General features: G+C 60.9%; 20 protein-coding genes. 8 read left to right on the top strand and 12 right to left on the bottom strand.

Features of this window, described 5'->3' with window-relative positions; translation table 11 throughout:
• Window positions 1-134: 134 nt before the first annotated feature.
• The 4 genes from CLU94_RS27205 to CLU94_RS27190 form a co-directional block, all read right to left on the bottom strand.
• Window positions 135-1,334, bottom strand: a complete 1,200-nt coding sequence (locus tag CLU94_RS27205) for an FAD-dependent monooxygenase (protein WP_099667978.1) — start codon at window positions 1,332-1,334, stop codon at window positions 135-137.
• Window positions 1,331-1,843, bottom strand: a complete 513-nt coding sequence (locus tag CLU94_RS27200; protein ID WP_099667977.1) for a MarR family winged helix-turn-helix transcriptional regulator — start codon at window positions 1,841-1,843, stop codon at window positions 1,331-1,333. Before CLU94_RS27200 ends, CLU94_RS27205 begins: the two co-directional genes overlap by 4 nt.
• Window positions 1,836-3,185, bottom strand: a complete 1,350-nt coding sequence (locus CLU94_RS27195) for an MFS transporter (protein WP_218965326.1) — start codon at window positions 3,183-3,185, stop codon at window positions 1,836-1,838. Before CLU94_RS27195 ends, CLU94_RS27200 begins: the two co-directional genes overlap by 8 nt.
• Before the next feature lie 130 nt (window positions 3,186-3,315).
• Entirely contained in the window at window positions 3,316-4,224 is a 909-nt protein-coding gene (locus tag CLU94_RS27190; RefSeq protein ID WP_099667975.1) for a LysR family transcriptional regulator, read from the bottom strand.
• 101 nt (window positions 4,225-4,325) lie between these two features.
• On the opposite strand from CLU94_RS27190, the gene CLU94_RS27185 reads away from it, so the two are divergent.
• Complete coding sequence (locus CLU94_RS27185; protein ID WP_099667974.1) at window positions 4,326-5,771, top strand: amidase; 1,446 nt, start codon at window positions 4,326-4,328, stop codon at window positions 5,769-5,771.
• 9 nt (window positions 5,772-5,780) lie between these two features.
• Here the strand turns inward: CLU94_RS27185 and CLU94_RS27180 are convergent, their stop codons facing one another.
• Both CLU94_RS27180 and CLU94_RS27175 read right to left on the bottom strand, forming a co-directional pair.
• Window positions 5,781-6,203, bottom strand: a complete 423-nt coding sequence (locus CLU94_RS27180) for a DUF2061 domain-containing protein (protein ID WP_099667973.1) — start codon at window positions 6,201-6,203, stop codon at window positions 5,781-5,783.
• Between the two features lie 164 nt (window positions 6,204-6,367).
• Window positions 6,368-6,766 (bottom strand): nuclear transport factor 2 family protein, encoded by a 399-nt coding sequence (locus CLU94_RS27175; protein WP_099667972.1) that lies wholly within the window; start codon window positions 6,764-6,766, stop codon window positions 6,368-6,370.
• Window positions 6,767-6,859: 93 nt separating this feature from the next.
• On the opposite strand from CLU94_RS27175, the gene CLU94_RS27170 reads away from it, so the two are divergent.
• A complete protein-coding gene (locus CLU94_RS27170) occupies window positions 6,860-7,444 on the top strand; it encodes a TetR/AcrR family transcriptional regulator (protein ID WP_099667971.1) in 585 nt (194 codons plus the stop codon).
• Window positions 7,445-7,480: 36 nt separating this feature from the next.
• On the opposite strand, the gene CLU94_RS27165 is transcribed toward CLU94_RS27170, so the two are convergent.
• Both CLU94_RS27165 and CLU94_RS27160 read right to left on the bottom strand, forming a co-directional pair.
• Complete coding sequence (locus CLU94_RS27165) at window positions 7,481-8,872, bottom strand: chitinase (protein ID WP_257219024.1); 1,392 nt, start codon at window positions 8,870-8,872, stop codon at window positions 7,481-7,483.
• Window positions 8,873-9,119: 247 nt separating this feature from the next.
• Window positions 9,120-10,697, bottom strand: coding sequence for a PA domain protein (locus CLU94_RS27160; protein ID WP_099667970.1), 1,578 nt, complete (start codon window positions 10,695-10,697; stop codon window positions 9,120-9,122).
• A gap of 19 nt (window positions 10,698-10,716) precedes the next feature.
• On the opposite strand from CLU94_RS27160, the gene CLU94_RS27155 reads away from it, so the two are divergent.
• Window positions 10,717-11,397: an NAD(P)H-binding protein gene (locus CLU94_RS27155; RefSeq protein ID WP_218965325.1), complete on the top strand. Its 681-nt coding sequence runs from the start codon at window positions 10,717-10,719 to the stop codon at window positions 11,395-11,397.
• A 109-nt stretch (window positions 11,398-11,506) separates the two neighbouring features.
• On the opposite strand, the gene CLU94_RS28260 is transcribed toward CLU94_RS27155, so the two are convergent.
• The 4 genes from CLU94_RS28260 to CLU94_RS27130 form a co-directional block, all read right to left on the bottom strand.
• On the bottom strand, window positions 11,507-12,814 hold the full coding sequence (locus CLU94_RS28260) for a HEPN domain-containing protein (protein ID WP_143451573.1): 1,308 nt from the start codon (window positions 12,812-12,814) through the stop codon (window positions 11,507-11,509).
• 512 nt (window positions 12,815-13,326) lie between these two features.
• Complete coding sequence (locus CLU94_RS28255; protein ID WP_143451572.1) at window positions 13,327-14,094, bottom strand: S1 family peptidase; 768 nt, start codon at window positions 14,092-14,094, stop codon at window positions 13,327-13,329.
• A 221-nt stretch (window positions 14,095-14,315) separates the two neighbouring features.
• Window positions 14,316-14,729 (bottom strand): MerR family transcriptional regulator, encoded by a 414-nt coding sequence (locus CLU94_RS27135; RefSeq protein WP_099667965.1) that lies wholly within the window; start codon window positions 14,727-14,729, stop codon window positions 14,316-14,318.
• Entirely contained in the window at window positions 14,729-15,538 is an 810-nt protein-coding gene (locus CLU94_RS27130) for a type 1 glutamine amidotransferase domain-containing protein (protein ID WP_099667964.1), read from the bottom strand. Before CLU94_RS27130 ends, CLU94_RS27135 begins: the two co-directional genes overlap by 1 nt.
• A 253-nt stretch (window positions 15,539-15,791) precedes the next feature.
• Between CLU94_RS27130 and CLU94_RS27125 the strand changes: the two genes are divergently transcribed.
• From CLU94_RS27125 to CLU94_RS27105, 5 genes are all read left to right on the top strand, one after another.
• Window positions 15,792-17,021: an NADH:flavin oxidoreductase/NADH oxidase family protein gene (locus CLU94_RS27125; protein ID WP_099667963.1), complete on the top strand. Its 1,230-nt coding sequence runs from the start codon at window positions 15,792-15,794 to the stop codon at window positions 17,019-17,021.
• 86 nt (window positions 17,022-17,107) lie between these two features.
• Window positions 17,108-18,070 carry an acetoacetate decarboxylase (ADC) gene (locus CLU94_RS27120; RefSeq protein ID WP_218965324.1) on the top strand — a complete coding sequence of 321 codons (963 nt, stop codon included), beginning with the start codon at window positions 17,108-17,110 and terminating at the stop codon, window positions 18,068-18,070.
• A gap of 195 nt (window positions 18,071-18,265) precedes the next feature.
• Window positions 18,266-19,300 carry a zinc-dependent alcohol dehydrogenase gene (locus tag CLU94_RS27115; RefSeq protein WP_218965372.1) on the top strand — a complete coding sequence of 345 codons (1,035 nt, stop codon included), beginning with the start codon at window positions 18,266-18,268 and terminating at the stop codon, window positions 19,298-19,300.
• A gap of 100 nt (window positions 19,301-19,400) precedes the next feature.
• Complete coding sequence (locus tag CLU94_RS27110) at window positions 19,401-20,105, top strand: hypothetical protein (RefSeq protein WP_099667962.1); 705 nt, start codon at window positions 19,401-19,403, stop codon at window positions 20,103-20,105.
• A 155-nt stretch (window positions 20,106-20,260) separates the two neighbouring features.
• Window positions 20,261-22,210: a cytochrome c/FTR1 family iron permease gene (locus CLU94_RS27105; protein WP_099667961.1), complete on the top strand. Its 1,950-nt coding sequence runs from the start codon at window positions 20,261-20,263 to the stop codon at window positions 22,208-22,210.
• Window positions 22,211-22,252 lie beyond the last annotated feature (42 nt).

Below are 22,252 nucleotides of genomic sequence, written 5' to 3'. Positions count from 1 at the left end.
GACCCTTTATTATTCGGGCCAAGCTTACGCATTCCTTCCCAATGCGAAAATTGGGAGTTTCTTTCGATCGACTAGGTAATTTTGCCTAGTGCATTGCGGCAACAATTCGTGTATGCCAACGCCTGCTGCCTGCCTCAGGCCATGTTCGCATACTCGGGCAGCGCGATGGCATCCGCCTTGGGCGTCAGGAACCTGGCCAGGATCGTCTTGATAATTGGCACGTTTGACATGCGCAACAGCGCATGGCCGATGGCGATTCCGGCGCGCGAGTGCGGCGAGGCCAGGCGCGGCGCGAAGGTGGGCACGCTTTGCGCCTGGTCAACATACGGGCGCATGATCGCTTCATACGCGGCAAAGGCTTGCGCGTGATCGTCGTGGCGTCCCAGTTCCCCCGCCAGCACGTAGGCGCCGCACATGCCCAGGCTCGTACCCATGCCGCTGATGGGCGAGGCGCAATAGGCGGCGTCGCCGACGAGGGCAATCCGTCCCTTCGACCAGCGCGGCATTTTGACCTGGGAAATCTGGTCGAAATACAGGTCGGTGGCGTCATCCAGGGCCGCCAGGATGCGCGGCGTTTCCCACTTCAGGGCGCCGAATTTTTGCTTCAGCAGGGCCTTTTGCTCGCCAATCGGCAGTTTTTCATAGGCGCTGGGCGCTTCCTGGAACGACAGCAGGGCGCGCGTGGTGCCCAGGTTATCGGGACGCAGGCACACGCTCAAGCCGCCAGGGGCGTTGAACCAGCGCATCTGGCGTTCGTCGCCCGGCGCGCGCGGGATGGTGAAATAGGCCGTATAGAGCTTGAACGAGCGGCGTCGGACTTCATCCCCGAACACGAGTTTGCGCGTATGCGAACCGACGCCTTCGGCGCCGATGACGAGATCGAACACTGCTTCGCCGCCCTGTTCGAAGCGCACCTTGACGCCATGCGGCAATTCTTCCAGCGCGGCGATGCTGTCGCCAAAGCGGTAGTCGACCGCGTCGCGGCCATGCTCGATCAGCAGCTTGGCCAGTTCCCCCCGCAAAATTTCCAGCTCGGCCACGGGACCGTTGCCGCCAAAGGCCCCGATGCCGAATTCCGCCTGGGTGCGGTCTTGCGCGTCGACAAACCGGAGTCCATCCTCATGCGTGGTCTTGGCGCGGATGGCGCTCTCGAGTCCCATGCGCTGCGCCACCAGCTTGCCTGCGCCGCGCACGTCGATCGTTTGTCCGCCATCGCGAAACTCGGGCGCCCGCTCGACAACGGTGACGTCCATGCCCAGGCGCGACAGCCAGTAAGCCAGGGTCGGGCCGGCAACGCTGGCCCCCGTGATCAGGATTTTTCGTTTGATCGTCATTTGATTTTCTTTTCTGCTGTGGTTGGCAAAGTGGTCTGGTAAACCGTAATCACTTGCTGGAGAAAGTGTTCTATCGTCGTCCGCTCGCCGGCGGACAAGCCGCTCAGCACCGCGTCCAGTCCGTTGAGCATCGGCGCGATATGCGTGTAGGTTTGCGCCACCGAGGCTGGCACGGGATGGACGAGCACGCGGCGCTTGTCATCCTGCTGGCGCACGCGCGTCACGTGGCCGGCCCGTTCCAGGCGGTCGATGACGAGCGTCACGCCTGCGGTGGTGACGGCAAGGCGCGCGGCCAGCTCATTCGGAGACAGCGGGCCGTGCGTGATCAATTGCTCCATCAGGGCCAGGTCGGTCTGGTTGATGCCCATCGCGTTGCTCAGGTGCAACGCCGTTTCGCGCGTCAGGATCGCGATATCCTGCAACTGTCGGCCGATGACATCGCCGGCGATGTGCATGCCACGGGGATCGTCGGCCGCGAATGCTTGATTGTGTGTTGGCTGGTCATGCATGATTTACCTCAAGTTCAGATTTTGCAGCAGTGGGAAAGAAGAACGTCACGCCCATGAAGGCGATGAGTATGCCGGTCTGGATCGTCAATGCGGCGCTCAGCGCCCGGTCCGGCGTCAGGGCGGGATGCGCGGCAAAAAATGCGCCGCTGAACAGGGCCACGCCGATCGATGCGGCAATCGATTGCACGGCAGACAGCACGCCGGAACCGGAGCCGATCTGCTTGTTGTCCAGCGACGCCAGAATGATGCTGAACAAGGCTGCGATCACGAGGCCGGCCCCGATGCCGCAGACCAGCATGCCGGGAACGACATGCCATGCAGAAAATGCCGCCGTATTGCCCAGTTCAAATTGCAGCAGCGCCACGCCGGCAAGCTGGACCCCGGCGCCCAGTTGCAGCACCTTGCGCCCGAAACGGGCCGCCAGGACGGCGCCGCTCAGGGTGGCGCCGCACGCCGTGCCCACGGCGAATGGCAGATTGGCAATACTTGCTTCGCCCGCCGTCAATCCATGTCCAATTTGCAAGAAAAGCGTCAGCACCAGCTGCATGCCGACGAGCGAGCAAAAGAACAGGGCAATGCCGGCCAGCCCGGCCGTGTAGGCGGAGCGCTGGAAGATCGACGTCATGATGAGCGGCGTCTGCCCGGCGCGCACCATCGCGGACTGGCGCAGGCCGAACAGGCCGAAGCCCAGCACGGCCATCGCCAGCATCGGCCATCCCCACGCCGGCCACGCTCCCGCCTCGCCCAGCGGCAAGACGAGGAACACGGACGACAGCACCAGCAGGCTGGCGCCTGGAGCGTCGATATTGACGGAGCGGTCTCCCGGACGATGGGGCAGGTAACGGCGCGCCACCAGGAAGCAGGTGATGCCGATCGGAATATTGATCAGGAACATGGCTCTCCAGCCCAGGCCGAACACGTTCGCTTCGAGCAACATCCCGCCCAGCACGGGACCGAGTATGCCCGCCAGGCCCAGGATGGGGCCGAAGATGCCAAACACCTTGGCCAGGGCCGGTCCCTGGTAGTTTTCACGCAGCAAGCCCAAGCCTTGCGGCAACAGCATCGCGCCGGCCAGCCCTTGCAGCAGGCGAAAGACGATCAACAATGCGATGGTCGGCGCCACGGCGCACAACAGCGAAGCGATGGTAAAGGCGGCCAAGCCGCATAGAAACATGGCGCGCCGCCCGTAGCGGTCGCCCAGCCTGCCGCCGAGCACCAGGCCGGCGCCCAGTGCCAGCGCATAGCCGCCGATCACCCATTGCATCTGGGCGGAACTGGCGCCCAGCGACTCGATCAGGGCAGGTCCGCCGACGTTGACGATGGTGGATGCGGCAAGGTCCATGATTTCGGAAACGATCATGACCAGTAAAATGGGCCAGCGAGGCAGTGCAGCAGTCTTCATACAAATTAATAGCTAACTTAGTTAGTAATAAAACGAGACAGTATACGGCCTGACCCCCTTTGTCAATGGCTCAAGCGGGCTTTTCGTTCCACGCCATGATGCGTTCGCGCAGCCAGCGGTGCGCCGGGTCCAGGTGCATGCGCTCGTGCCACACCATCGCCATCTCGTAATCGGGCAGGGTGACGGGCGGCTCCCACGTGCGCAGGTCGCCCAGGGCGTTTTTCAGCAGGCGCGACGGCAGCAGGGCCACCATGTCGGACGCCGCCAGCAGGGGAGGGACGATGAGGAAATGCGGCACGGACAGCACCACCTTGCGCGTCCGGCCCAGCGTTTCCAACGCCGTATCGACGTTGCTGCGGAAACCGCCGCCGTTGGGCGAGACGACGATGAATTCCAGCGTGCAAAACCGCTCGAGGTCGGGCGGCGCCTGCAGCAGCGGGTGGTCGCGGCGGCCCGCCAGCACATAGTGTTCGGTGAACAGGGTGCGGTGGCGCAAGCCGGGCGGCGCTTCTTCCTGCGCCAAAAAGCCCAGGTCGACCTGGCCGTTTTCCAGCGCATGCGCCATGCGCGCCGGCACGGCTTCGAAGACGGCCATGCGCGACAGGGGCGCCTGCGCGCGCAGGGACGGCAGCATGGGCAACAAAATCGCATACTCGGTGGCGTCGGCCGCCGCCAGATTCCAGCGCACCTCGGCCGTGGCCGGGTCGAACGCCTGTTCCGGCTGCAAGACTTGCTCCAGCTGGGCCAGCACGGCTTGCAGCGGCGCGAACAGGGCCAGCGCGCGCGCCGTGGGCAGCATGCCGCGCGGGCCGGGCAACAGCAGCGGATCGTCGAAGGCGGCGCGCAGCTTGCCCAGCTGCACGCTGACGGACGGCTGGCTCAGGTGCAGCCGCGCCGCCGCCCGCGTGACGTTGCGTTCAATCAACAGGGCGTTCAGGGTCAGCAGCAGGTTCAAGTCCAGCTTGTGCAAATTGTTCATGACTATACCTCGTATATCAACTATTCATTTCCACTATGATAGCGCAAGCCCTAGAGTAGTTCCTGTGATATCCACTCTTCATCCATTACAGGAATAAACTGATGCAACTCCATGAATATACTAGCTTTGATGGTCTGGGACTGGCCCAGCTGCTGCGCGACGGCAGCGTCTCGGCCGCCGAATTGCACGACGCGGCCGCGCGCGCCTGCGCCGCCGTCAACCCGCTGATCAATGCCGTGGTCGAGCTGTGGCCGGCGGATTTGACTGCCATCGACAGCACAGTCAACACTGCGCCGTTCGCCGGCGTGCCCTTCCTGATCAAGGACGTGGCCGTCACGATGGCGGGCCGGCGCAGCGAAGCGGGCAGCCGCCTGGGCGCCGGCCATATCGCCGCGTTCGACTCCCACCTGATGACGCAGTTCCGCGCAGCCGGCCTGGCGACGTTCGGCCGCACGAGCACGCCGGAAATGGCGTTTGCCACCACCACGGAACCCGTACTGTACGGCGCCACGCGCAATCCATGGAATCTGGCCTTGAGCGCGGGCGGCTCCAGCGGCGGCGCGGCGGCGGCCGTGGCGGCCGGCATCGTGCCGCTGGCCCATGCGACGGATGCGGCCGGTTCCATCCGCGTGCCGGCCGCCTCGACGGGCCTATTCGGCCTGAAACCAAGCCGTGGCCGGGTCTCGAACGGCCCCGCCATGGACGAGATCTTTAGCGGCCTGGGCGTGCAGCTGGGCGTGAGCCGCACCGTGCGCGACAGCGCCGCCTTGCTCGATGCCGTGCAGGGCGTGATGGCAGGCGAACCGTATGTGACGAATCCGCCCGGCCACAGCTGGCTGTCGCAGGTGGGCGTGGCGCCGGGCAAGCTGCGCATCGGCGTGCAGCGCGCCGCCAGCAATGGTGCCCGGCCCGTGCCCGCCATCGAAGCCGCGCTGGACGCCACCGTGCGCCTGCTGGAAAGCCTGGGCCACCACGTGGAAGAAGTGGCGCCCGCGCTGGGCGTGTCGTGGGAAGCGTTCGTGCACGCGAATGCCGGCATCTGGTGCGCCAACCTGGTGCCGTGGATCGATGGCCTGGCGCAGGAGAGCGGGCGCGGCGTGTCGCTCGAGACCTTGGAAGCGGCGACCCTGGCCTGTTACCGCCATGGCAAAACGGTCTCTGCGGTGGACTTCGTGGCGGCCCTCGACGTGCGCAACACGGTCACGCGCCACGCGGGCGCCTTGTTCGGCCAGTACGACGTGCTGCTGACGCCCACCTTGCCGGATGTGCCGTGGCAACTGGGCCGCTACGGCGAAAAGGAGGACCAGCTCGACGGGGTTGGCTGGACGGCGCGCCTGTTCGAGCATTCGCCGTACACGCCGCTGGCGAACGTGGCGGGCTTGCCGGCCATGTCCGTGCCGCTGGGCATGTCAAATGAGGGGGTGCCGATCGGCATGCAGTTCATGGCCGGCTACGCCAAGGATGGCGTGCTGCTGCGCCTGGCTGGGCAGCTGGAGCGGGCGGCGCCGTGGCGGCAGCGTCGCCCATCCGTGTGGGCAGGGAATTAAGAAGGACGATTACAGGGCGGCGAGGCGGGCCGCGCCGCGGTTTTCCAGGCGAAAGCGGGCTTTTTCCCACAGCCGGTCGTGGAAGGGCAGGACGATCACGTTGCAGATCGGCTCGACCACGGCCAGCAAGCCGCCGAAGGCCATGGACCCCGTGGCCCAGTACATGACGCCGAAGGCCACGCCCATGTGCAGGGTCGTCTGGCTGAGTTTTTCGCCGGCCAGGGCGGCAATGCCCAGGCCGCTGGCGGCGTAGCGGCGGCGAATCGCGTGCCAGGCTTTTTCATGCCACGGCAGCAGGGCAACGTTGATGATCGGTTCGATGATCGCGGCCAAGCCACCGAGCGCCAGGGACCCCGTCAGCAAGTAGGCGAGGCCGAAGGCGATCGACATGTGCGTGCAGACCTGGCTGAATGTTTTGATGGCTGTGAACAAGGGATGCTCCTTTCTGTTGAATTCGCTTATCCTTGATTTAGATAGTAACGATTCTCATTTACAAAAGGAAGTAAAATATTTCAACCGAACCCATAGATTGAGGCTATGGTTTGAGAAATATCAATTGCCCCTGCTGCGCACACCTCCCGCAGCCGCCATGGCCGTCAGCGTATCGCCGTCGCCTGCGACCACACGGCTTGCCAGCGCCCAGCGCGCCGCTCATAGCTATCGATATGCCAGTAGCGTGCGCGGGGCACGGCCTGGCCGGCGAAATGGATTTCAAGCTGGGCCTGGTAGCGCAAGACGGCCGCATCGCCATGCACGCGCACGGCGATCTCGCCCGGTTCCCAGCTCAGATAGCGCATGTGGCCCGCCGCGATGGCGCCCAGGTATTCCTCCCGCGACAGCATACTGCCGATGGGCGTGACCAGCTGAAAATCGTCGGCGTGCAGGGTGCGCGCCAGCGCCACGTCGCCGTCGACGAGCGCGCGCAGGCGGCCGCGTTCGATGTCGCGCAATTGTTCCTGCATGGCCGCTTCGGAGCCAGGGTGCTGTTCTTGCATGATTCCATCCTTCGCTGTGGGGGATTGACACTTTGACGTAATTTGTCCAAAAGCCATGTTGACACTATATATATAAAATGTCAATATGCCAGCATGTCACCCCACACCCTCAAGACCCAGCGCATACTCGACGCGGCCCTGGCCGTGTTTTGCCGCTATGGCTACCGCAAGACATCGATGCTCGATATCGCGCAGGCGGCCGATATGTCGCGCGCCGCGCTGTACCTGCACTTCAAGAACAAGGAAGACGTGTTCCGCGCCGGTTCCGAACGGGCCCATGCCACGGTCATGGCGCAAGTGGCAGCGGCGCTGGCCGAACCCGGCCCCGTCTTCATGCGCATCGAAACGGCGCTGCTGGCATTCCAGCAAGGCTTGATGGCGGAAATTTCCGCCAGCGCCCATGGGAAGGAATTGTTCGACGCCAATATGACCCTGGCCGCCGACATCACCTTGACGGCGCGGGCAACACTGGTGGCGTCGCTGGCCGGCGCGCTGGAACAGGCCGAGGCGGCGGGCGATATTGCGCTGCGCCGGGTGGACGCGACCGCCGCGCAGGTGGCCGGCTTGCTGGTGGCCACCATGGATGGCATCAAGCATGCGCAAGGGGGAGGGGAGGCGTTGCGCCAGGGCGTGGCGCTGCACATGCGCTTGCTGGGCGCGGCGCTGCTGCGCATGTGAGCGGCCAAGCTCCCATGCGCAGTCGGGCCTGGGCCGTTACGGCAGGGTCTTCAGCACATTCTTCGTCGGCACGGAGAAATTATAGTTGTCGTGGCGGTCCCAGTTGATCGACCACGTCATCACGCCGCGGAAGTCCGGATACGCCTGCAGCGGCTTGATGCTGCCGCAATTGAGCAGGCGCGTCAGGCAATTCAAGGCATTGCTGACGTCGGCATTCGTCGTAAAGCCCGAACCGGCCGAGCTGCGCCCCGACGGCACGCCGAAGCCCACCTGGTCCGGACGCAGGCCGGCAAAGGTATTGCCGCCATAATTGAACCCCTCGATCAACATGCGCGCCGTGGCCACCAGCTGGTCGGCCGAACCCGCCTTGATGGCGCCCGTCGCGTACGGCGTGTAAATGTCGCCATTGTTGTAGTACTGCGGGTGCAGCACCGTCAGCTCGCTGCGCAAGGCATTGATGATGGGAATGTAGGCACCCCAGATACTGCCATAGCTCGTGTATCCCCCTTCCACATACACCCATTCGGGCGCCATCGACAAGTAAAAGCTGCTGCCGACCTTGGTTTTCAGGTTTTTCACGGCGATCGGCAGATAGGTCTGGATGGCCGCGCCTTGCGCAACGCCGTTTTCCAAGTCCAGGTCGATGCCGTCGAAACCATATTTCGTGATGATGGCGTACAGGCTGTTGGTGAAATTCGTCGCTTCGGCCGTGTTGCCGACGGAAACGGAACCGTTTTGCCCGCCCAGCGACAGGATGACTTTCTTGCCCTTGGCCCGCTTGGCCGCCACGTCGGCGATGAATTGCGCTTCCGTGCCCGCACCCGGATCGATGGTCAGGCTGACATTGCCGCCGCCCGCGTTGTCGCCGAACGAGACGACGATCACGTCCCAGTCATCGCTGACCTGGCTGATCGGATACGTGGCGCCGCTGGGGTTGGTGAAGTTGTGCCAGTAGCCGATCAGCGCGTGCTTGGCCAGGCCGGTGGGCGTCGGCGTCGGCGTCGGTGTTGGAGTCGGGGTAGGTGTCGGCGTTGGGGTTGGGGTTGGCGTCGGAGTTGGGGTGGGAGTCGGCGTAGGTGTTGGGGTCGGCGTGGGTGTAGGCGTTGGGGTAGGAGTCGGCGTCGGCGTGCCGCAGTCTCCCACCGCCGTCCAGGGCTGGCCGCTGCCGGCGCTGCCGCTGCTGGTCGACGGGTTATTGCCTTGCGTCCACCAGTTGGCCGTGTAATTGACGTTGTTGTAACTGGCCTGGCCGCCGCCGTTGTAGGCGGTGCCGCTATTCCACGGCGTGTAGCAGGCCACTGCTGCGGGCGCGCCGGCCAGCAGCTGGCTCGCGCCCCCGCTGGATCCGTCGCCGCTGCCGCCGCCGCAGGCCGCCAGGGTGCCGCCGAAGAGGGTAAGGATGAGGGTATTCATGACTGTCCGGTTCATTGCATCTCCTTGTGTATTTTTTAGCATGGCCGGGCGGCTGGACACCGTCCGATTTTTCAGAGTGCAAGCATTGCAGGTGGTAGTCAACTGGTTTTATTCTTTGCGCAAGATCACAATACCAGTTACGGCATTACCCCAGGAGATGGGCAATGCGGGCCATACCAGTGCCTGTTTTCCAGTGCGTTGGTATGGTGTCCGGAATGCGCCGGAAGCAGGGCGGGGAAGGGCGGTGGACGCCAGGCAAGGTCTATGGCACCGTTTCCTTGCGCAAATCGGCATACGGCACGCGCGACAGGTCCAGCAGCATTTGCGTCAAGGCCACGGTCTGGCGCTGCATCAGCCGGTAATCCAGCCGGGTCACGCTGTCGATGCCATAGTAGAGCAAATAGGTCGGTTGCGTGATGTAATGCACCGTGGGAATGCGCTGCGCCTCCCATAAATACTGGCCTGCGCCAGGCCAGGCGGCATTCTTCGGACCGCCATCGCCCGCAGGACTGGAGGCTGGCAGCACGAACGCGGGCGCCGCATCGGCCTGCTTCAGCATGGCGTAGGAGGCGTCCATCAGGGCCGGCGTGCGCGGTGAAAACACGGCGGACGGCTCGAACCTGCCCGTGAGGCGCAGGTAACCATTGCTGTCAGGCAGCACTTCCAGCGCGCCCAGGTTCCCGATGGTGAGCACCGTGGCGATACCTTGCATCAAGCCATCGTCCTGGTGGCGATCCATAAACTGCTTCATGCCCACGCCGCCCGCGAAATGGCCGCTCGTCAACAGCAGCATGACGCTTCGCGGCAAGCTGTCCTGCGGCAGGCGCGCCAGGTACTGGGCCATGTCGACGATGGCGTTCGGTCCATTGTCTTCCAGCGCGTTCGTGCCATCCGTGTGGCTGCCCAGCACCATCAATTCCGCGGACTTGCCGGGAATGATGCCGACCAGGTTGCGCGTCTGTACCTGGCCCACGGTGGCAGCCATGGTCAGCCGCAAGACAGGCGCCGTGCCCGCCAGCACGCTCTCGCGCAGGCGCCGCCCCCGGTCACGGTCGATAAACATGCCGGGCAGCTGGCGCACTTTGCCGTCGTAAGGCGCATACAAGCCGTTCATCGACATGGGCGGCGTATCGAGAATGACGATCACGCCCGCCGCACCGGCCGCCTGCAGGCTGTCCAGCAAGGTGATGAACGGCCCCAGCATCTGGAACTGGCGCGCATACGGCGTGTCCGGCCCCATGGCGTGGTCCGGATCGTGGACATGCACGGCGGACCGATGGAAAACCTTGCCCGTCCACGCCACGGCGGGCATGTCGACGAGCACCAGCTTGCCGGCGAGGCTGGCATCGGGACTGGCCCCCGGCGCCAGATAGGCGATGCGCCCCGTAATGCCGGACGGCGGCGTCACGCCCGAATACGGAATGTAGCCAGCCGTGGGCAGCACGCCAGACCTGTCGTCGTGGACCACTTCCAGGCCCCAGTCTTCCGGCTGCACCGACCATTGCCGGAAACTGACAGGCTCGAAGCGCAGTTGTTTGACACCGGCGCGCGCCAGGCGTTCATGCAGGACGTTGATATACGCTTCATGCCGGGGCGAACCCGTGGCGCGCAGGCGGCGTTCGTCCAGGTCGACTTGCCAGTCCACCAGTTGTTTTCTGGACAGGAATTGCGTGGCATCGACCGTCACGGCAGCCGACGCCGGCAGGACGCGCGCAGGCCAGGGGCCAGGCTTGCTGGCACAGCCGCACAAGGCGGCCGCGATGGCCAGCGCGCCGGCAAGGGACAGGAAGCGCCGGCAAGGCGGTAAAAGCAACGCCGTGCGTGCAGGTTGCCGGGTCATGCGGATCTTGAGACTTCTCATGCAAAATAGTCGGCAAACGCCTGATTTCATTGATATTGTAGGTATTGGAGATACTTCTCACGGACGGCAATTTACCACGAGACAAGGCGCCGGGCCGGCACGCGTCACCGGATTCCATGTCCTGATTCACGCCAATCTGCTGGGCAACGGCATGGGAGACCAGGCCAACAGCATCATTGCCGCCATGCGGGCCTCCGGTGTCGAACGCCTGGTTTTCATCCTGTCGATGGGCATCTACGATGAAGGTCCCGGCACATTCGGCGAATGGACCAACGCCAGGCTGGCACAACACCTGAAACCATTCCGCCGCTCCGCCGACGCCATCGAAGCACCGGGCTTCGCATACATGATCGTGCGTCCAGCCTGGATGACGAACGAAGACGAAGTCGGCGACGAACGGACGATGCGCCGCGCGCCATTCAACGGCACCGTGGTCTCGCGCAGGAGCGTGGCAGACCTGATCGCCAACATCATCGCAGCGCCAGACTTGCACCTGCACGCGAATCTGGGCGTGAACAAACCGCACATGGACGGGGACAAGCCGTGTATTTCATGCAGCTCGTTCAAGCGCGGCGGCGCAGCATCAGCGACAGCAGCACGCAGGGGGGGAAAATCGCATTTGCGATTGGGGAGATGGCAAAATGGAGGTTTTCTCAAATCCATCCATAACTTCGCATAATTTATATTATGTCAAATGAAAGGCGGAGGTGGACGATACTTTTAGGTATCAAAATACATCGTTCACATAACATTGCTTGGCGCCCAAGGTTGTTGGGACGCCCACAGAACTAGTCCCCTATCTCATTGTGCTCAGTAATATCAAAAATTGACCAGTCGGGGATCGATCTACGCAAAATTATGACCCTGATCACTTGCACACAAAGAACGATAACTTCCTTCATTAATGCAGCGGTGGTTATCCTTTGACCACAAACAGATATCATTTCGGAGGGGTTGGCCTGCCCCGTATGAACAAGTTTGCTGCGGACCTCGTAGGACTTCTTTAATAAAGCGGCATTTCTTTTGCGAACATCAACTGTTCCACCGATCAACCGAACTGACCTGACGGTAATTTTATGCATCATTTCATTGTTAGCTTTGTCCCCGAGCAGTGCTTCAAACGCCGTCGCAACCTCAACCGCGCAATCACCAACGCTACGACGGCGTTGAGCTTGATTGAGCCGTTGGAGAGCAACCCGGACAGGAGCGCGCATAGGCTCAGAAAGGGAAAGATATGCTTGAACTATTTTTTGCGCATCGTGCTCATTTAAAATGCTGAAATCCCCTAAAGAACTAGGCAAAATCTCATGCATGTGTCCACCCCGTCCGCCACCTAAACTAGCCCGCTCTAAATCTGGATCATCAAATGTAAACCAATATGCCGAGGACATTGATATTCTTGGCCCAACAACCGTTAGCACAGTGATTATCTCATTGAACAATTCGTGATTTTTTAAAAAATCATCATTTTCTGAAGCATCTGATTGTTTAGGATCATAGATATAGGGATCGATTAATTTTTCAAGAATCAGTGCAGATTGCGGGGGGATAAAATCTAGCATACTTGTAACTGTACTAGTATTGAAATTTCCCATTATAAATTTCTTTTGCTCACTATATGGAATATCCTCAATCGGTACAATTTTCACTTCCGCTGTAAGTTGAATTTGTCTATCAACAGGAACGCCCCAAATGGCACATATGAATTTTCCGGTTGCAGCTTTAGTTCCAAGTACCTTCAATGCCCACTCTATGGCTGCCTCTGCTGATTTATATTCTAGCGCCAGCCTTAGAAGCGACGTACCAATGTTAAATGGATAAAAGCAAGTAGCTCCATTTCCTGTGCGAACCATTCTAGTTTCCTCACCTGGGAAACGATGATCCCGAGTGACAATTTCATCTAATTTTTTCCCCAGCTCATCCATCTTAAAAATAGCAGAATATTTAATATCATCATCTCGGCATTCCAAAGCGGAAAGCAAATCAAATTCCCGCCTAGAAAAAGTTAAATCTTGACTGTCTTTGCATAAATTCGTCAATTCCTGCAATAAGGTATTTATTTGTTCATTCAATATCAGTGTCATTGATTCAGACATTTTTTAAGCCCTAATAAAAAAAACAAAAATAATTTCCCGTTCTGACGGTACCCGGATAACAGCATTATGTATCAAAATCACCACGTCTGGCACGTCCGCAAATCCCGTGACAATGAATTTCATCTTTAAAGCACCGCTTACAGACCTTTAAACGCAGACAATATCGAGCTTCATGAACCGCCCATTTTGGCACTCCAAGCATATACATGAAGTCACCGAGCATTCTGGTGCGGTTGACCGCCCGCCAGTTGGTCCGCCTAGAGTAGCGAATAATCCAGTACTGATTGCGGAACTCATCCTCTACTTGCTCAAGTATCCGCAGCGAATTAGCGTCAAAATTTGCAATGTCACGTCCCTCCTCCCCGTCAATCAAGGTGGAGTAACTGTCAAAAAGGTCAATCGTCCACCGCTTGTGGCAATCCGGAAACGGTACCCGCCATACATGGACTTCCGGCACCACGATGCCTCTGGAGCGTAAGTAGCGTTTCTGGTTTTTACTCTGCTCGATGCAATTAAGCAGGTGCCGACAGTGTGCCGTCAGGCTTAACGAAATGAATGTGATTGCATAGAACTATGTCGGCAAGGACAGATGATGCGTTGTAGATCACTCCTGCGATGGTCCATGTAATGATTCCAATTTCATTTTCATGAACCCGGAACGCTGGGCCTCCGCTTACTCCACCCAGGTCATACCCTTCTTGAGGTATACCATTGCCAATAGCGTCTATCCATTCGTCGTGCTCAAGAACGCAACCGAAGTGACGTTCGCTCGAAGATGATGCTGGAGTAAGACCGACATACATTCCAAAATTAACTTCTTCTGGAAGCCGCTGATTACGCTCTTTTCCAGGATAACCACCAAAAAGCACTCCGTCGTGTTCAACAACTGGACGAAGCCAATCACTTGAACCATATGCTACTTGTTTTTTTAATCTGGCTATCTCATCGGTTGTAATTCTAAAAGTCACTATGTCAAGGATTGAAGAGCCCAAATGACAGATTAGGCGGTCAGTGAAACAGAATTCAATATCGCCTACATATGATCGTAATTGCGGATATTTCTTTTGTGCGTCTAAATAGCCTTCGTAAACATGTGCCGCCGTGACCAAAAAGCTGTCTTGCCCACAGTTCAGTAGGAACGCGGTACCATTACCATGAATCTTCCATATACCCGTCTCAATGATTCCCCATGAAACAGGAGTCGTATAATTCATTACACCTCTCAATAATTGCTTGCCAAACTCCCCGCTTAGAAGAACGATTGCTTCGTCTTTATCCATTTTTACCCTCGTTATTTATCTAGGTCTATATTGCTCTTTTGAAATCTGGGCACAAGGTAAATTCGATCAACTCCGACACAAAAATTTCTGGCGTGGGGCCGTCGGAGGAACCGCGCATCTGGAAGGGTTTCCACCGGCGCGCATTTGACGGTGCGCCGTGGACGAGCAGCCACCCTCCCCTGGTCTGCCTTCGAATATCCGCCACCCGCAGTTGCCTTGTATTAATTCTTACCGACGATACCGAAGCTTTCCATGACCCTGGCGGCATTGTCCTTGCAGTCCACATCCTCCGGTTTTGCATCGATCAGTTGAATCAACGACAAAAGATGGGCCTTGTTTTGCGCCAGGCGCACTTCCAGCGATTCGATATCGGCGATCTTCTTTTTGAGCGCAGCCATCAATTCATCATGTTTCCATGATGAACTGTCCTCTGGCAAGACTTGCTTGATTTCGTCCAGGGAAAAGCCCGCCTGCTGCGCGTCGCTGATAATGGACAGTACCGCCACCGCTTCCAGCGGATAGTCGCGGTAGCCGTTCGACTGGCGGCTCACGGCTTTCAACAAGCCCTTGGATTCGTAGAACCGGATCGTGGACGCCGCCAAGCCGCTGCGCTTGGCCAATTCGCCAATTTTCATTATTTTTCCCGCTGAAGTTGTAGTTTGTTATTCTCTAAAGCCTTGAGCAGAGCTTGCGCCACTTCCTTGCTGGAACCAGGGTTCTGGCCGGTGACGAGGCGGCCGTCCGTCAGCACGAAGCTGCCAAACGGGAAAAAGCCTTTGGCATACAGCGCCCCTTTGCTCTCGACCTCGCTTTGCAAAAGGTAGGGAACCTGGTCCCTGATTCCGGCAAGCGATTCTTCCAAGTTGGAAAATCCTGTCACGCTGCGCCCTTTTATCAGTGGCTCGCCCTTCTCGTCCTCCAGATCCAGCAAGCCAGCGGCGCCATGGCACACGGAGGAAACGACGCCGCCGTTGCGGTAGATGGCCTCGGCAATGCGCTTGAGGTCCTTGTTGCCCTTGAAATCCCACATCGTTCCATGGCCTCCCGTGTAGAAAACAGCCCCATAGGCAGCGGGATCGATGTCGGCCGCCGCTTTTGTCGATTGCAGCAATGCCATGAAAGCAGGATCACTCAGGTGACTTTTTGCTGCCACATCCATGTACAGCCATCCTTGGCTGCGTTCATCCAGCGGCACCACGCCGCCGCTGGGACTGACGAAGTCGATGCCATACCCGGCTTCCTTCAGCACATCATACACATGCGTCAATTCCGTGAGCCACAGCCCCGTATGGTCGTTTCTGCTCGGATATCGGGAATGATTGGTCATGACTACCAGCACTTTTTCCATGGCCGGATCGCGCATGGGGGACACCGGTTCAGCAGCAACCATCTGCAGGAACAGCAAGGGCATGACAGCCAGGAGCAGTTTCTTGAAAACAGACATGGGATCGTCCTCCGAATAGTTGAGTAGTCTGGGCCATGTCCGCCGAACACAGCGTGATCAACTATAAGCTTAAAGCCAACTTGAATGTCAAGCGGCAGATCGGCTGCCACGGGATTTTTGTGGTTCAAGGGGAGCGGCCTTTCTTCCAACCAGTGTCCCGAACGCGACAGTGCGATTTTTTTTTCATTTCAGGGCTTGACCTTCAAGTTAGCTTAAAGCTTATCGTGAGGCTATCGCAACCTTGGAGATCAGCATGAAACCCTTTACCGCACTGACATTGCCCAATGGGACAGTCATTCCGAACCGCCTCGCCAAAGCCGCCATGGAAGAAAACATGGCTGACCAGGACCACGCGCCGTCAAAAGAACTGATCCGCCTGTACCAGTCATGGGCGGACGGCGGCGTTGGCCTGATGATCACCGGAAACGTGATGATCGACCGCCGCGCCATGACGGGCCCCGGAGGCGTGGTGCTTGAGTCCGAGCAATTTGGCGCCCGCTTCGAGCAGTGGTCCCGCACCGCACGGTCACGCGGGGCGCAGATCTGGATGCAGATCAACCATCCAGGGCGCCAGATGCCCGCCGCCCTGGGACAGGAAACCATCGCGCCTTCTCCTGTGCCTATGGATATGGGCAACTTTTCCAGGCAATTTTCGGCGCCACGCGAGATGACGGAGGCCGATATTGCCGACGTGAAGCAGCGCTTTGTCAACAGCGCCCGGCTGGCCGAGCGGTTTGGCTTTACGGGCGTGCAAATCCATGCGGCGCACGGTTACCTGATCAGCCAGTTCCTCTCCCCGCTGACCAATCAACGCACGGACCGCTGGGGCGGATCGCTGGAAAACCGGGCACGCTTGCTGGTCGACATCGTCAACGGGGTACGGCAAGCCGTCGGCAAGGGCTTTGCCGTCGCGGTGAAGCTCAACTCGGCGGATTTCCAGAAAGGCGGCTTCAGTTCGGAAGATGCGAAGGAAGTCGTTTCCATGCTCAACACCCTGGGCGTGGACTTGATTGAGTTGTCCGGCGGCAGTTATGAAGCGCCTGCCATGCATGGCCAGACCCGCGATGGCCGCACGCTGGCCCGCGAAGCCTATTTCCTGGAGTTCGCCAAGGAGATCGCCACGGTGGCCAGCATGCCCCTCATGGTGACGGGCGGCATACGCCGCTACCAGGTGGTCGAGCAAGTGCTCGACAGCGGCATCGCCATGGCCGGCATGGGAACGGCGCTGGCGATCGATCCGCAATTGCCCAAGGCATGGCGTGCCGATCCATCGGCGAGCCCCCTGCTCAGGGCCATCACCTGGAAAAACAAGGTGCTGTCGTCCATCGCGTATATGGCGATGGTCAAGTACCAGCTGCGGCGCCTGAGCCAGGGCAAGCATACCAGGCCCCAGGTGGCGCCCGCCCTGGCGCTGCTGATGCAGCAATGGGAAACCGCCATCAGGAACCGCCAGTATCGCCGCAGGATGAATAGCGGGATTTGAACTGAATTTTTCCACATCCAACATTGAAGGTGCAAGCCATGAACATGAAAATTGCCGCGGCAGCAGCCGCCTCAGTATCGGCATTGATGCTGAGTCTAGCCGCAAGCCCGGCGCGGGCCGAAACTCCTGCCGAAAACACGCCCGTCATCATCGATATCGCCGGCCATGCCGTCCCCGTGGCGGCTGGCGGCCTGTACGAGCGCTTCCGCTCGAATCCGCCCTTATCGGTCATTGCGTCGGAAGCGCCGGACCTTGACCTGAGCTGGTTCAAGGGCATGCAGAAAGAAAAGGTCGACATCGGCTTTGCCTCGTATTCGCCGAATTTCTATTACAAGAACCGCAAGATCACGGCGGTATTTACGGCCGACCTCGCCCGCTTGAAGGAATTGATGCCGGAAGACATATTGAAGGCAGTCCAGCCGCTGCAAGTGTGGCCAGGCCGTGGAGCCGTGGCGTTGACGGCCTACGCCTACGAATACTGCGACAACGACAGCTACAATGAAATTTCATTGGCGATTGTGACCAACAAGCCCGGCGCCACCAGTTTTGGCCCCTTGACCTTGCTGGGCCAATCGCTGTCCCATGATTTCTGGGGCTATGTGCTCAAGCTTCCCGTCAATACGGAACTGGCCAGGGTGCGTGGCGTGGTCGGCTACAACTTGCCCAAGTGGCTGACCGGTATCGACATACAGGAAACTGAAGCAAGCGTTTCCTTTGCCGTCACGGACAGCGCGACGGGCAAGCTGGATTTTGTTTTCGAAGGCAAAAAGCTGGGCGACCTGTCGCACGAGGCCGAGGTGGTGAGCAACAGCTTCACCAACAAGGATGGCGCCGGCAAGCTGACGTATGGCTATGCCGTTTCCCGCCTGCTGAGCCATGCATCGAGCACGCGCGCGGAATCGGTCGACCTGAAACTGGGCGACGGCAGTTTTTCCACGTATATCAAATCATTGAAGCTGGGGAAGATGATGAGCTATGAATACGTGCCAGCCTTCCAGAATGCGCTGTATGCCCCGCAGCCGCTGGCAACCCTCGGTGCCGGCAAGTGATTGGCTAAATAGCAGCCAGCGAAAAAGCACCGTTCCAGGTGCTTTTTTATCGCCTCCCCTCCCGGTATATGTTGATGTAGATCAATCAATTTTCCTATTGTGTGCAGCAGAATATGATCATTCGCAAGCCTCTGTTGAACAGACCATGGCAGAGCGCCTGCGTCCTGCATTTGCCACTACATAAGGAATAACATGATCCCCACCACCATGAAAGCCGCCGTTGTCGAACAGCTGGGTCAACCGCTGGTGCTGCGCGACGTCGCCGTGCCGGTGCCCGGCCCCGGCCAGATCCTCGTCAAGACGGAAGCGTGCGGCGTGTGCCACACGGACTTGCATGCGGCGCGCGGCGACTGGCCCGTCAAGCCGACGCCGCCGTTCATTCCCGGCCACGAAGGCATCGGCCTCGTGGTGGCCATGGGCACGGGCGTGACGGAAGTGCAGCTGGGCGACCGGGTCGGCGTGCCCTGGCTGTATTCGGCGTGCGGCCATTGCGAACATTGCCTGGCAGCCTGGGAAACCGTGTGCGCCGAGGCGCAGTTCGGCGGCTACACCAAGAATGGCGGCTTCGCCGAATACATCCTGGCCGACCCGCGCTACGTCGCGCACATTCCGGCCGGCTTGTCCGCCGTGCAGGCGGCGCCCATCATTTGCGCCGGCGTGACCAGTTACAAGGGCATCAAGGAAACGGGCGCGCGGCCGGGCCAGTGGCTGGCCGTATCCGGCATCGGCGGACTGGGCCACCTGGCCATCGAATATGCGGTGGCCATGGGCTTGCGCGTGGCGGCCGTCGACATCGATGAAGGCAAGCTGGAGCACGCGCGCGCCCTGGGCGCCGAAGTGACCATCAATGCGCGCCAAGGCGACCCGGTCGCGGCCTTGCGCGAAGCGACCGGAGGCGGCGCTCACGGCGTGCTGATCACGGCGCCGTCGATCGATGCCTTCCAGCAAGGCGTGGCGATGACGCGCAAGCGCGGCACCTGCGTATTGGTCGGCTTGCCGCCGGGCGACTTCCCGACGCCGCTGTTCGACGTGGTCGCCAATTGCGTGACGATACGCGGCTCCTTTGTGGGCACGCGCCAGGACATGGCCGAGGCGCTCGCCTTCGCCGCCACGGGCAAGGTCAAGGCCGGCGTGGAATTGCAGCCGCTGTCGGCCATCAACGAGATCTTCAGCCGGCTGGAACATGGCCAGGTTGCCTCGCGCGTGGTGCTCGATTTCAGCGGCAGCTGAGCGGCACGCCGCCGGCAGGCTGCTCGGTGTGTCGTGCGACGGCAATGCGATTGATGTTGCTATGATGGCATTTCCTAAAAGACACACCGAGGATACACCGATGAAGAAATCCCTCTCCCGCCTGCTGGCCTGCGCCGCCCTCGCCTGGTCGTTTTCGGCCAGCGCAGCCGAGCCGGCCCCGGCTACGCTGCCCGGACACTATTACCTGCAAGGCGTCATGGAAACGGGCTCCGAACTGCTGCTGAAAAAGGACGGCACCTTCGAATGGATGCTCAGTTATGGCAATACCGACGAGCAAGCCAGCGGCGAGTGGCGCGTTGCCGGCGACCTGGTGACCCTGGAGGCGGGCAACGGCGGCAAGGAGCCGCAGTTTCGCGTGTTCGAGGAAGCGGAAATGCGCATCCAGAAACCCGCCGAAGCAGGCCTGTGGGTGGCCATCGTCGGCTACCCACAGGTGGGGCCGATGCCCGGCGTGGAAGTGAAGTTCGAGGCGCAAAGCGGCAAGACGGCCACGGCCGTCAGCGTGGCGAACGGCGACGCCATCGTCCGCATGCCGGCGTCGGAACGCTGGGTGCGGGCCGGCTTGCGCCGCCAGGGATCGAAGGCCGACTATCAATGGCTGGCCGTGCCGGCCGCGCGCGCGCAGGAACGCATCGCCGCGTTCGCCGTCACCGATCCCCAGTGGTTGCGGGGCCAGGCGTTCCAGAAGCTGGCCTTGCGCGTCGTCAAGGGCGGCCTGAAGGTCGACGATGGGGACAACGGACTGGCCAGGGGCCTGTACGCGAAAGCGGCATCGAAGCAATAACCGTCCCCCCTCGTTTCATTCTCCAGGCACGCCGTCCTGGTCAAGCATATTGACCAGGACGACGCTGTTTGCGCCCGCGCACGCCCGTGCGCCGTTGACACCCCGCACTGTCTGTCCTATAGTCGCCGGGTTAACGACAAATGAGAATGAGAATCATGTTCAGTTCTATCAAGAAATGGCTCGTGTGCTATCCGCTCGTGGCCGCCAGCCTCAGCCTCTTACTGGCAGGCGGCGCGCAAGCGCAAGTGGCCGACCAGGGCGCCGGCGCCAAGCAGTTGTGGCAATTGATCGACTATGTTGCCGTCGATTACAGCGGCGCCGTCGAGCACGGCAAAGTGGTCAGCGAGGCGGAATACGCTGAAATGCTCGATTTCACGGACAACGCGACGACGCAGATCGCCGCCCTGCCCGCCCACGCCTCGCAGGCGGCCATTGCCGCCGCCATCGCCGACCTGCGCGCGGCCGTCGTCGCCAAGGCGGACGGCGTGGAAGTCAAGCGCCTGGCGCACCACGCGAACGGCTTGTTGATTGCCGCCTACCCGATTCCCGTGGCGCCGAAAGTGCTGCCCAACCTGGCGCGCGGCGCGGCCCTGTACGCGGCCCAGTGCGCGTCTTGCCACGGCGTGGCCGGCGGCGGCGACGGCCCCCTGGCGGCCAGCCTGGAACCGAAGCCGATCGCCTTCACCGATGGCGAACGGGCGCAGTCGCGCAGCCTGATGGCGCTGTACCAGGTCATTTCGCAAGGCGTGTCCGGCACCTCGATGGCCAGTTTCGGCCAGTTGTCCGACAACGAGCGCTGGGACCTGGCGTTCTATATCGGCGGCATGTCGCACGACGCGGCGGCGAGCGCGCGCGGCGAAAAGCTGTGGCAGGACGATCCGCGCAGCAAAAAACTGTACACCGACCTGGCTGCCGTGACGACGCTGACGCAGGAAGCCGTGGCCGCCAAGCTGGGCGCAGACGAAGCGCAAGCGCTGACGGCCTACCTGCGCAGCCACCCGGACAAGGCCGAGGCGCACAAGCCGGCCGGCCTGGCCCTGTCCCGCCTGCGCCTGGCGGAAAGCCTGGCCGCCATGCATGCAGGCGACCGCGCGGGCGCGACGCGCCTGGGCCTGTCCGCCTACCTGGACGGCTTCGAGCCGATCGAGCCGATGGTCGGCGCGCGCAACAAATCCCTGCTGCTGGCCGTGGAAAACGCCATGCTGGCTTACCGCTCCGCCGTGGCCAAGGGCACGGTGGCCGAGGCCGAGGCGGCGGGAGAAAAGCTGCAGCAACTGTTTACCCACGTGGAAGCGGAGCTGGGCGACGCCAAGGCCGAGCCGATGACGACCTTTGTCGGCGCCCTGACGATCCTGCTGCGCGAAGGCGTGGAAGCGCTGCTGATCGTGATCGGCATCATCGCCTTCCTGCGCAAGGCCAAGCGCAACGATGTGCTGCCCTACGTGCATGCGGGCTGGGCCAGCGCACTGGTGGCAGGCGGCCTGACGTGGGTGGCGGCAACGTATCTGGTGACCATCAGCGGCGCCAGCCGTGAAGTGAGCGAAGGACTCGGTTCCGTATTTGCAGCCCTGGTCTTGCTCAGCGTGGGTTTGTGGATGCACCAGAAGAGCAGCGCCGGCCGCTGGCAGGAATACCTGCACGAAAAACTCACGGCGGCGATGTCGCGGCGCTCTGCCTGGGGCCTGTTCGCGCTGGCCTTCATCGCGGTCTACCGCGAAGTCTTTGAAACCGTGCTGTTCTATTCCGCCCTGGCGGCGGACGGCAATGGCGGCGCCCTGCTGGGCGGCTTCCTCGTGGCCATCGTGCTGCTGGTGGTGATCGCCTGGGCCTTGCTGCGCACGAGCGCCCGCATGCCGATCGGCAAATTCTTCTCGTGGACGTCCGCCTTCGTGGCCGTGCTGGCCGTGATTTTGATGGGCAAAGGCGTGGCCGCGCTGCAGGAAGCGGGCTGGGTCGGCGTCACTCCCGTCGATTTCATGCGCGTCGACTTGCTGGGCATCCTGCCGACCCTGGAAACCTTGCTGGCGCAAGCGGCCATCCTGGCCATCATCGTCGCCGGTTATGGCTGGAACCGTTTCTCGGCAGGCAAGCACAAGCTGGCCTGACCCAGTGACGCCCCGCAGTAACTGAAAGCCCCCGATAGCTGC

It is taken from the genome of Janthinobacterium sp. 13, from assembly GCF_002749695.1.
Taxonomy (GTDB): Bacteria; Pseudomonadota; Gammaproteobacteria; order Burkholderiales; family Burkholderiaceae_D; genus Janthinobacterium; species Janthinobacterium kumbetense.
This window is presented reverse-complemented; position numbering and strand designations above follow the sequence as displayed.

What these genes read in the sequence shown, in the direction of transcription:
- CLU94_RS28255 (WP_143451572.1), bottom strand. Translation starts at nt 14,094, where the DNA reads ATGGATAAAGACGAAGCAATCGTTCTTCTAAGCGGGGAGTTTGGCAAG.
- CLU94_RS27135 (WP_099667965.1), bottom strand. Translation starts at nt 14,729, where the DNA reads ATGAAAATTGGCGAATTGGCCAAGCGCAGCGGCTTGGCGGCGTCCACG.
- CLU94_RS27165 (WP_257219024.1), bottom strand. Translation starts at nt 8,872, where the DNA reads ATGAACCGGACAGTCATGAATACCCTCATCCTTACCCTCTTCGGCGGC.
- CLU94_RS27125 (WP_099667963.1), top strand. Translation starts at nt 15,792, where the DNA reads ATGAAACCCTTTACCGCACTGACATTGCCCAATGGGACAGTCATTCCG.
- CLU94_RS28260 (WP_143451573.1), bottom strand. Translation starts at nt 12,814, where the DNA reads ATGTCTGAATCAATGACACTGATATTGAATGAACAAATAAATACCTTA.
- CLU94_RS27170 (WP_099667971.1), top strand. Translation starts at nt 6,860, where the DNA reads ATGTCACCCCACACCCTCAAGACCCAGCGCATACTCGACGCGGCCCTG.
- CLU94_RS27190 (WP_099667975.1), bottom strand. Translation starts at nt 4,224, where the DNA reads ATGAACAATTTGCACAAGCTGGACTTGAACCTGCTGCTGACCCTGAAC.
- CLU94_RS27155 (WP_218965325.1), top strand. Translation starts at nt 10,717, where the DNA reads ATGCAAAATAGTCGGCAAACGCCTGATTTCATTGATATTGTAGGTATT.
- CLU94_RS27185 (WP_099667974.1), top strand. Translation starts at nt 4,326, where the DNA reads ATGCAACTCCATGAATATACTAGCTTTGATGGTCTGGGACTGGCCCAG.
- CLU94_RS27160 (WP_099667970.1), bottom strand. Translation starts at nt 10,697, where the DNA reads ATGACCCGGCAACCTGCACGCACGGCGTTGCTTTTACCGCCTTGCCGG.
- CLU94_RS27120 (WP_218965324.1), top strand. Translation starts at nt 17,108, where the DNA reads ATGCTGAGTCTAGCCGCAAGCCCGGCGCGGGCCGAAACTCCTGCCGAA.
- CLU94_RS27130 (WP_099667964.1), bottom strand. Translation starts at nt 15,538, where the DNA reads ATGTCTGTTTTCAAGAAACTGCTCCTGGCTGTCATGCCCTTGCTGTTC.
- CLU94_RS27205 (WP_099667978.1), bottom strand. Translation starts at nt 1,334, where the DNA reads ATGACGATCAAACGAAAAATCCTGATCACGGGGGCCAGCGTTGCCGGC.
- CLU94_RS27110 (WP_099667962.1), top strand. Translation starts at nt 19,401, where the DNA reads ATGAAGAAATCCCTCTCCCGCCTGCTGGCCTGCGCCGCCCTCGCCTGG.
- CLU94_RS27105 (WP_099667961.1), top strand. Translation starts at nt 20,261, where the DNA reads ATGTTCAGTTCTATCAAGAAATGGCTCGTGTGCTATCCGCTCGTGGCC.
- CLU94_RS27175 (WP_099667972.1), bottom strand. Translation starts at nt 6,766, where the DNA reads ATGCAAGAACAGCACCCTGGCTCCGAAGCGGCCATGCAGGAACAATTG.
- CLU94_RS27195 (WP_218965326.1), bottom strand. Translation starts at nt 3,185, where the DNA reads ATGGACCTTGCCGCATCCACCATCGTCAACGTCGGCGGACCTGCCCTG.
- CLU94_RS27200 (WP_099667977.1), bottom strand. Translation starts at nt 1,843, where the DNA reads ATGCATGACCAGCCAACACACAATCAAGCATTCGCGGCCGACGATCCC.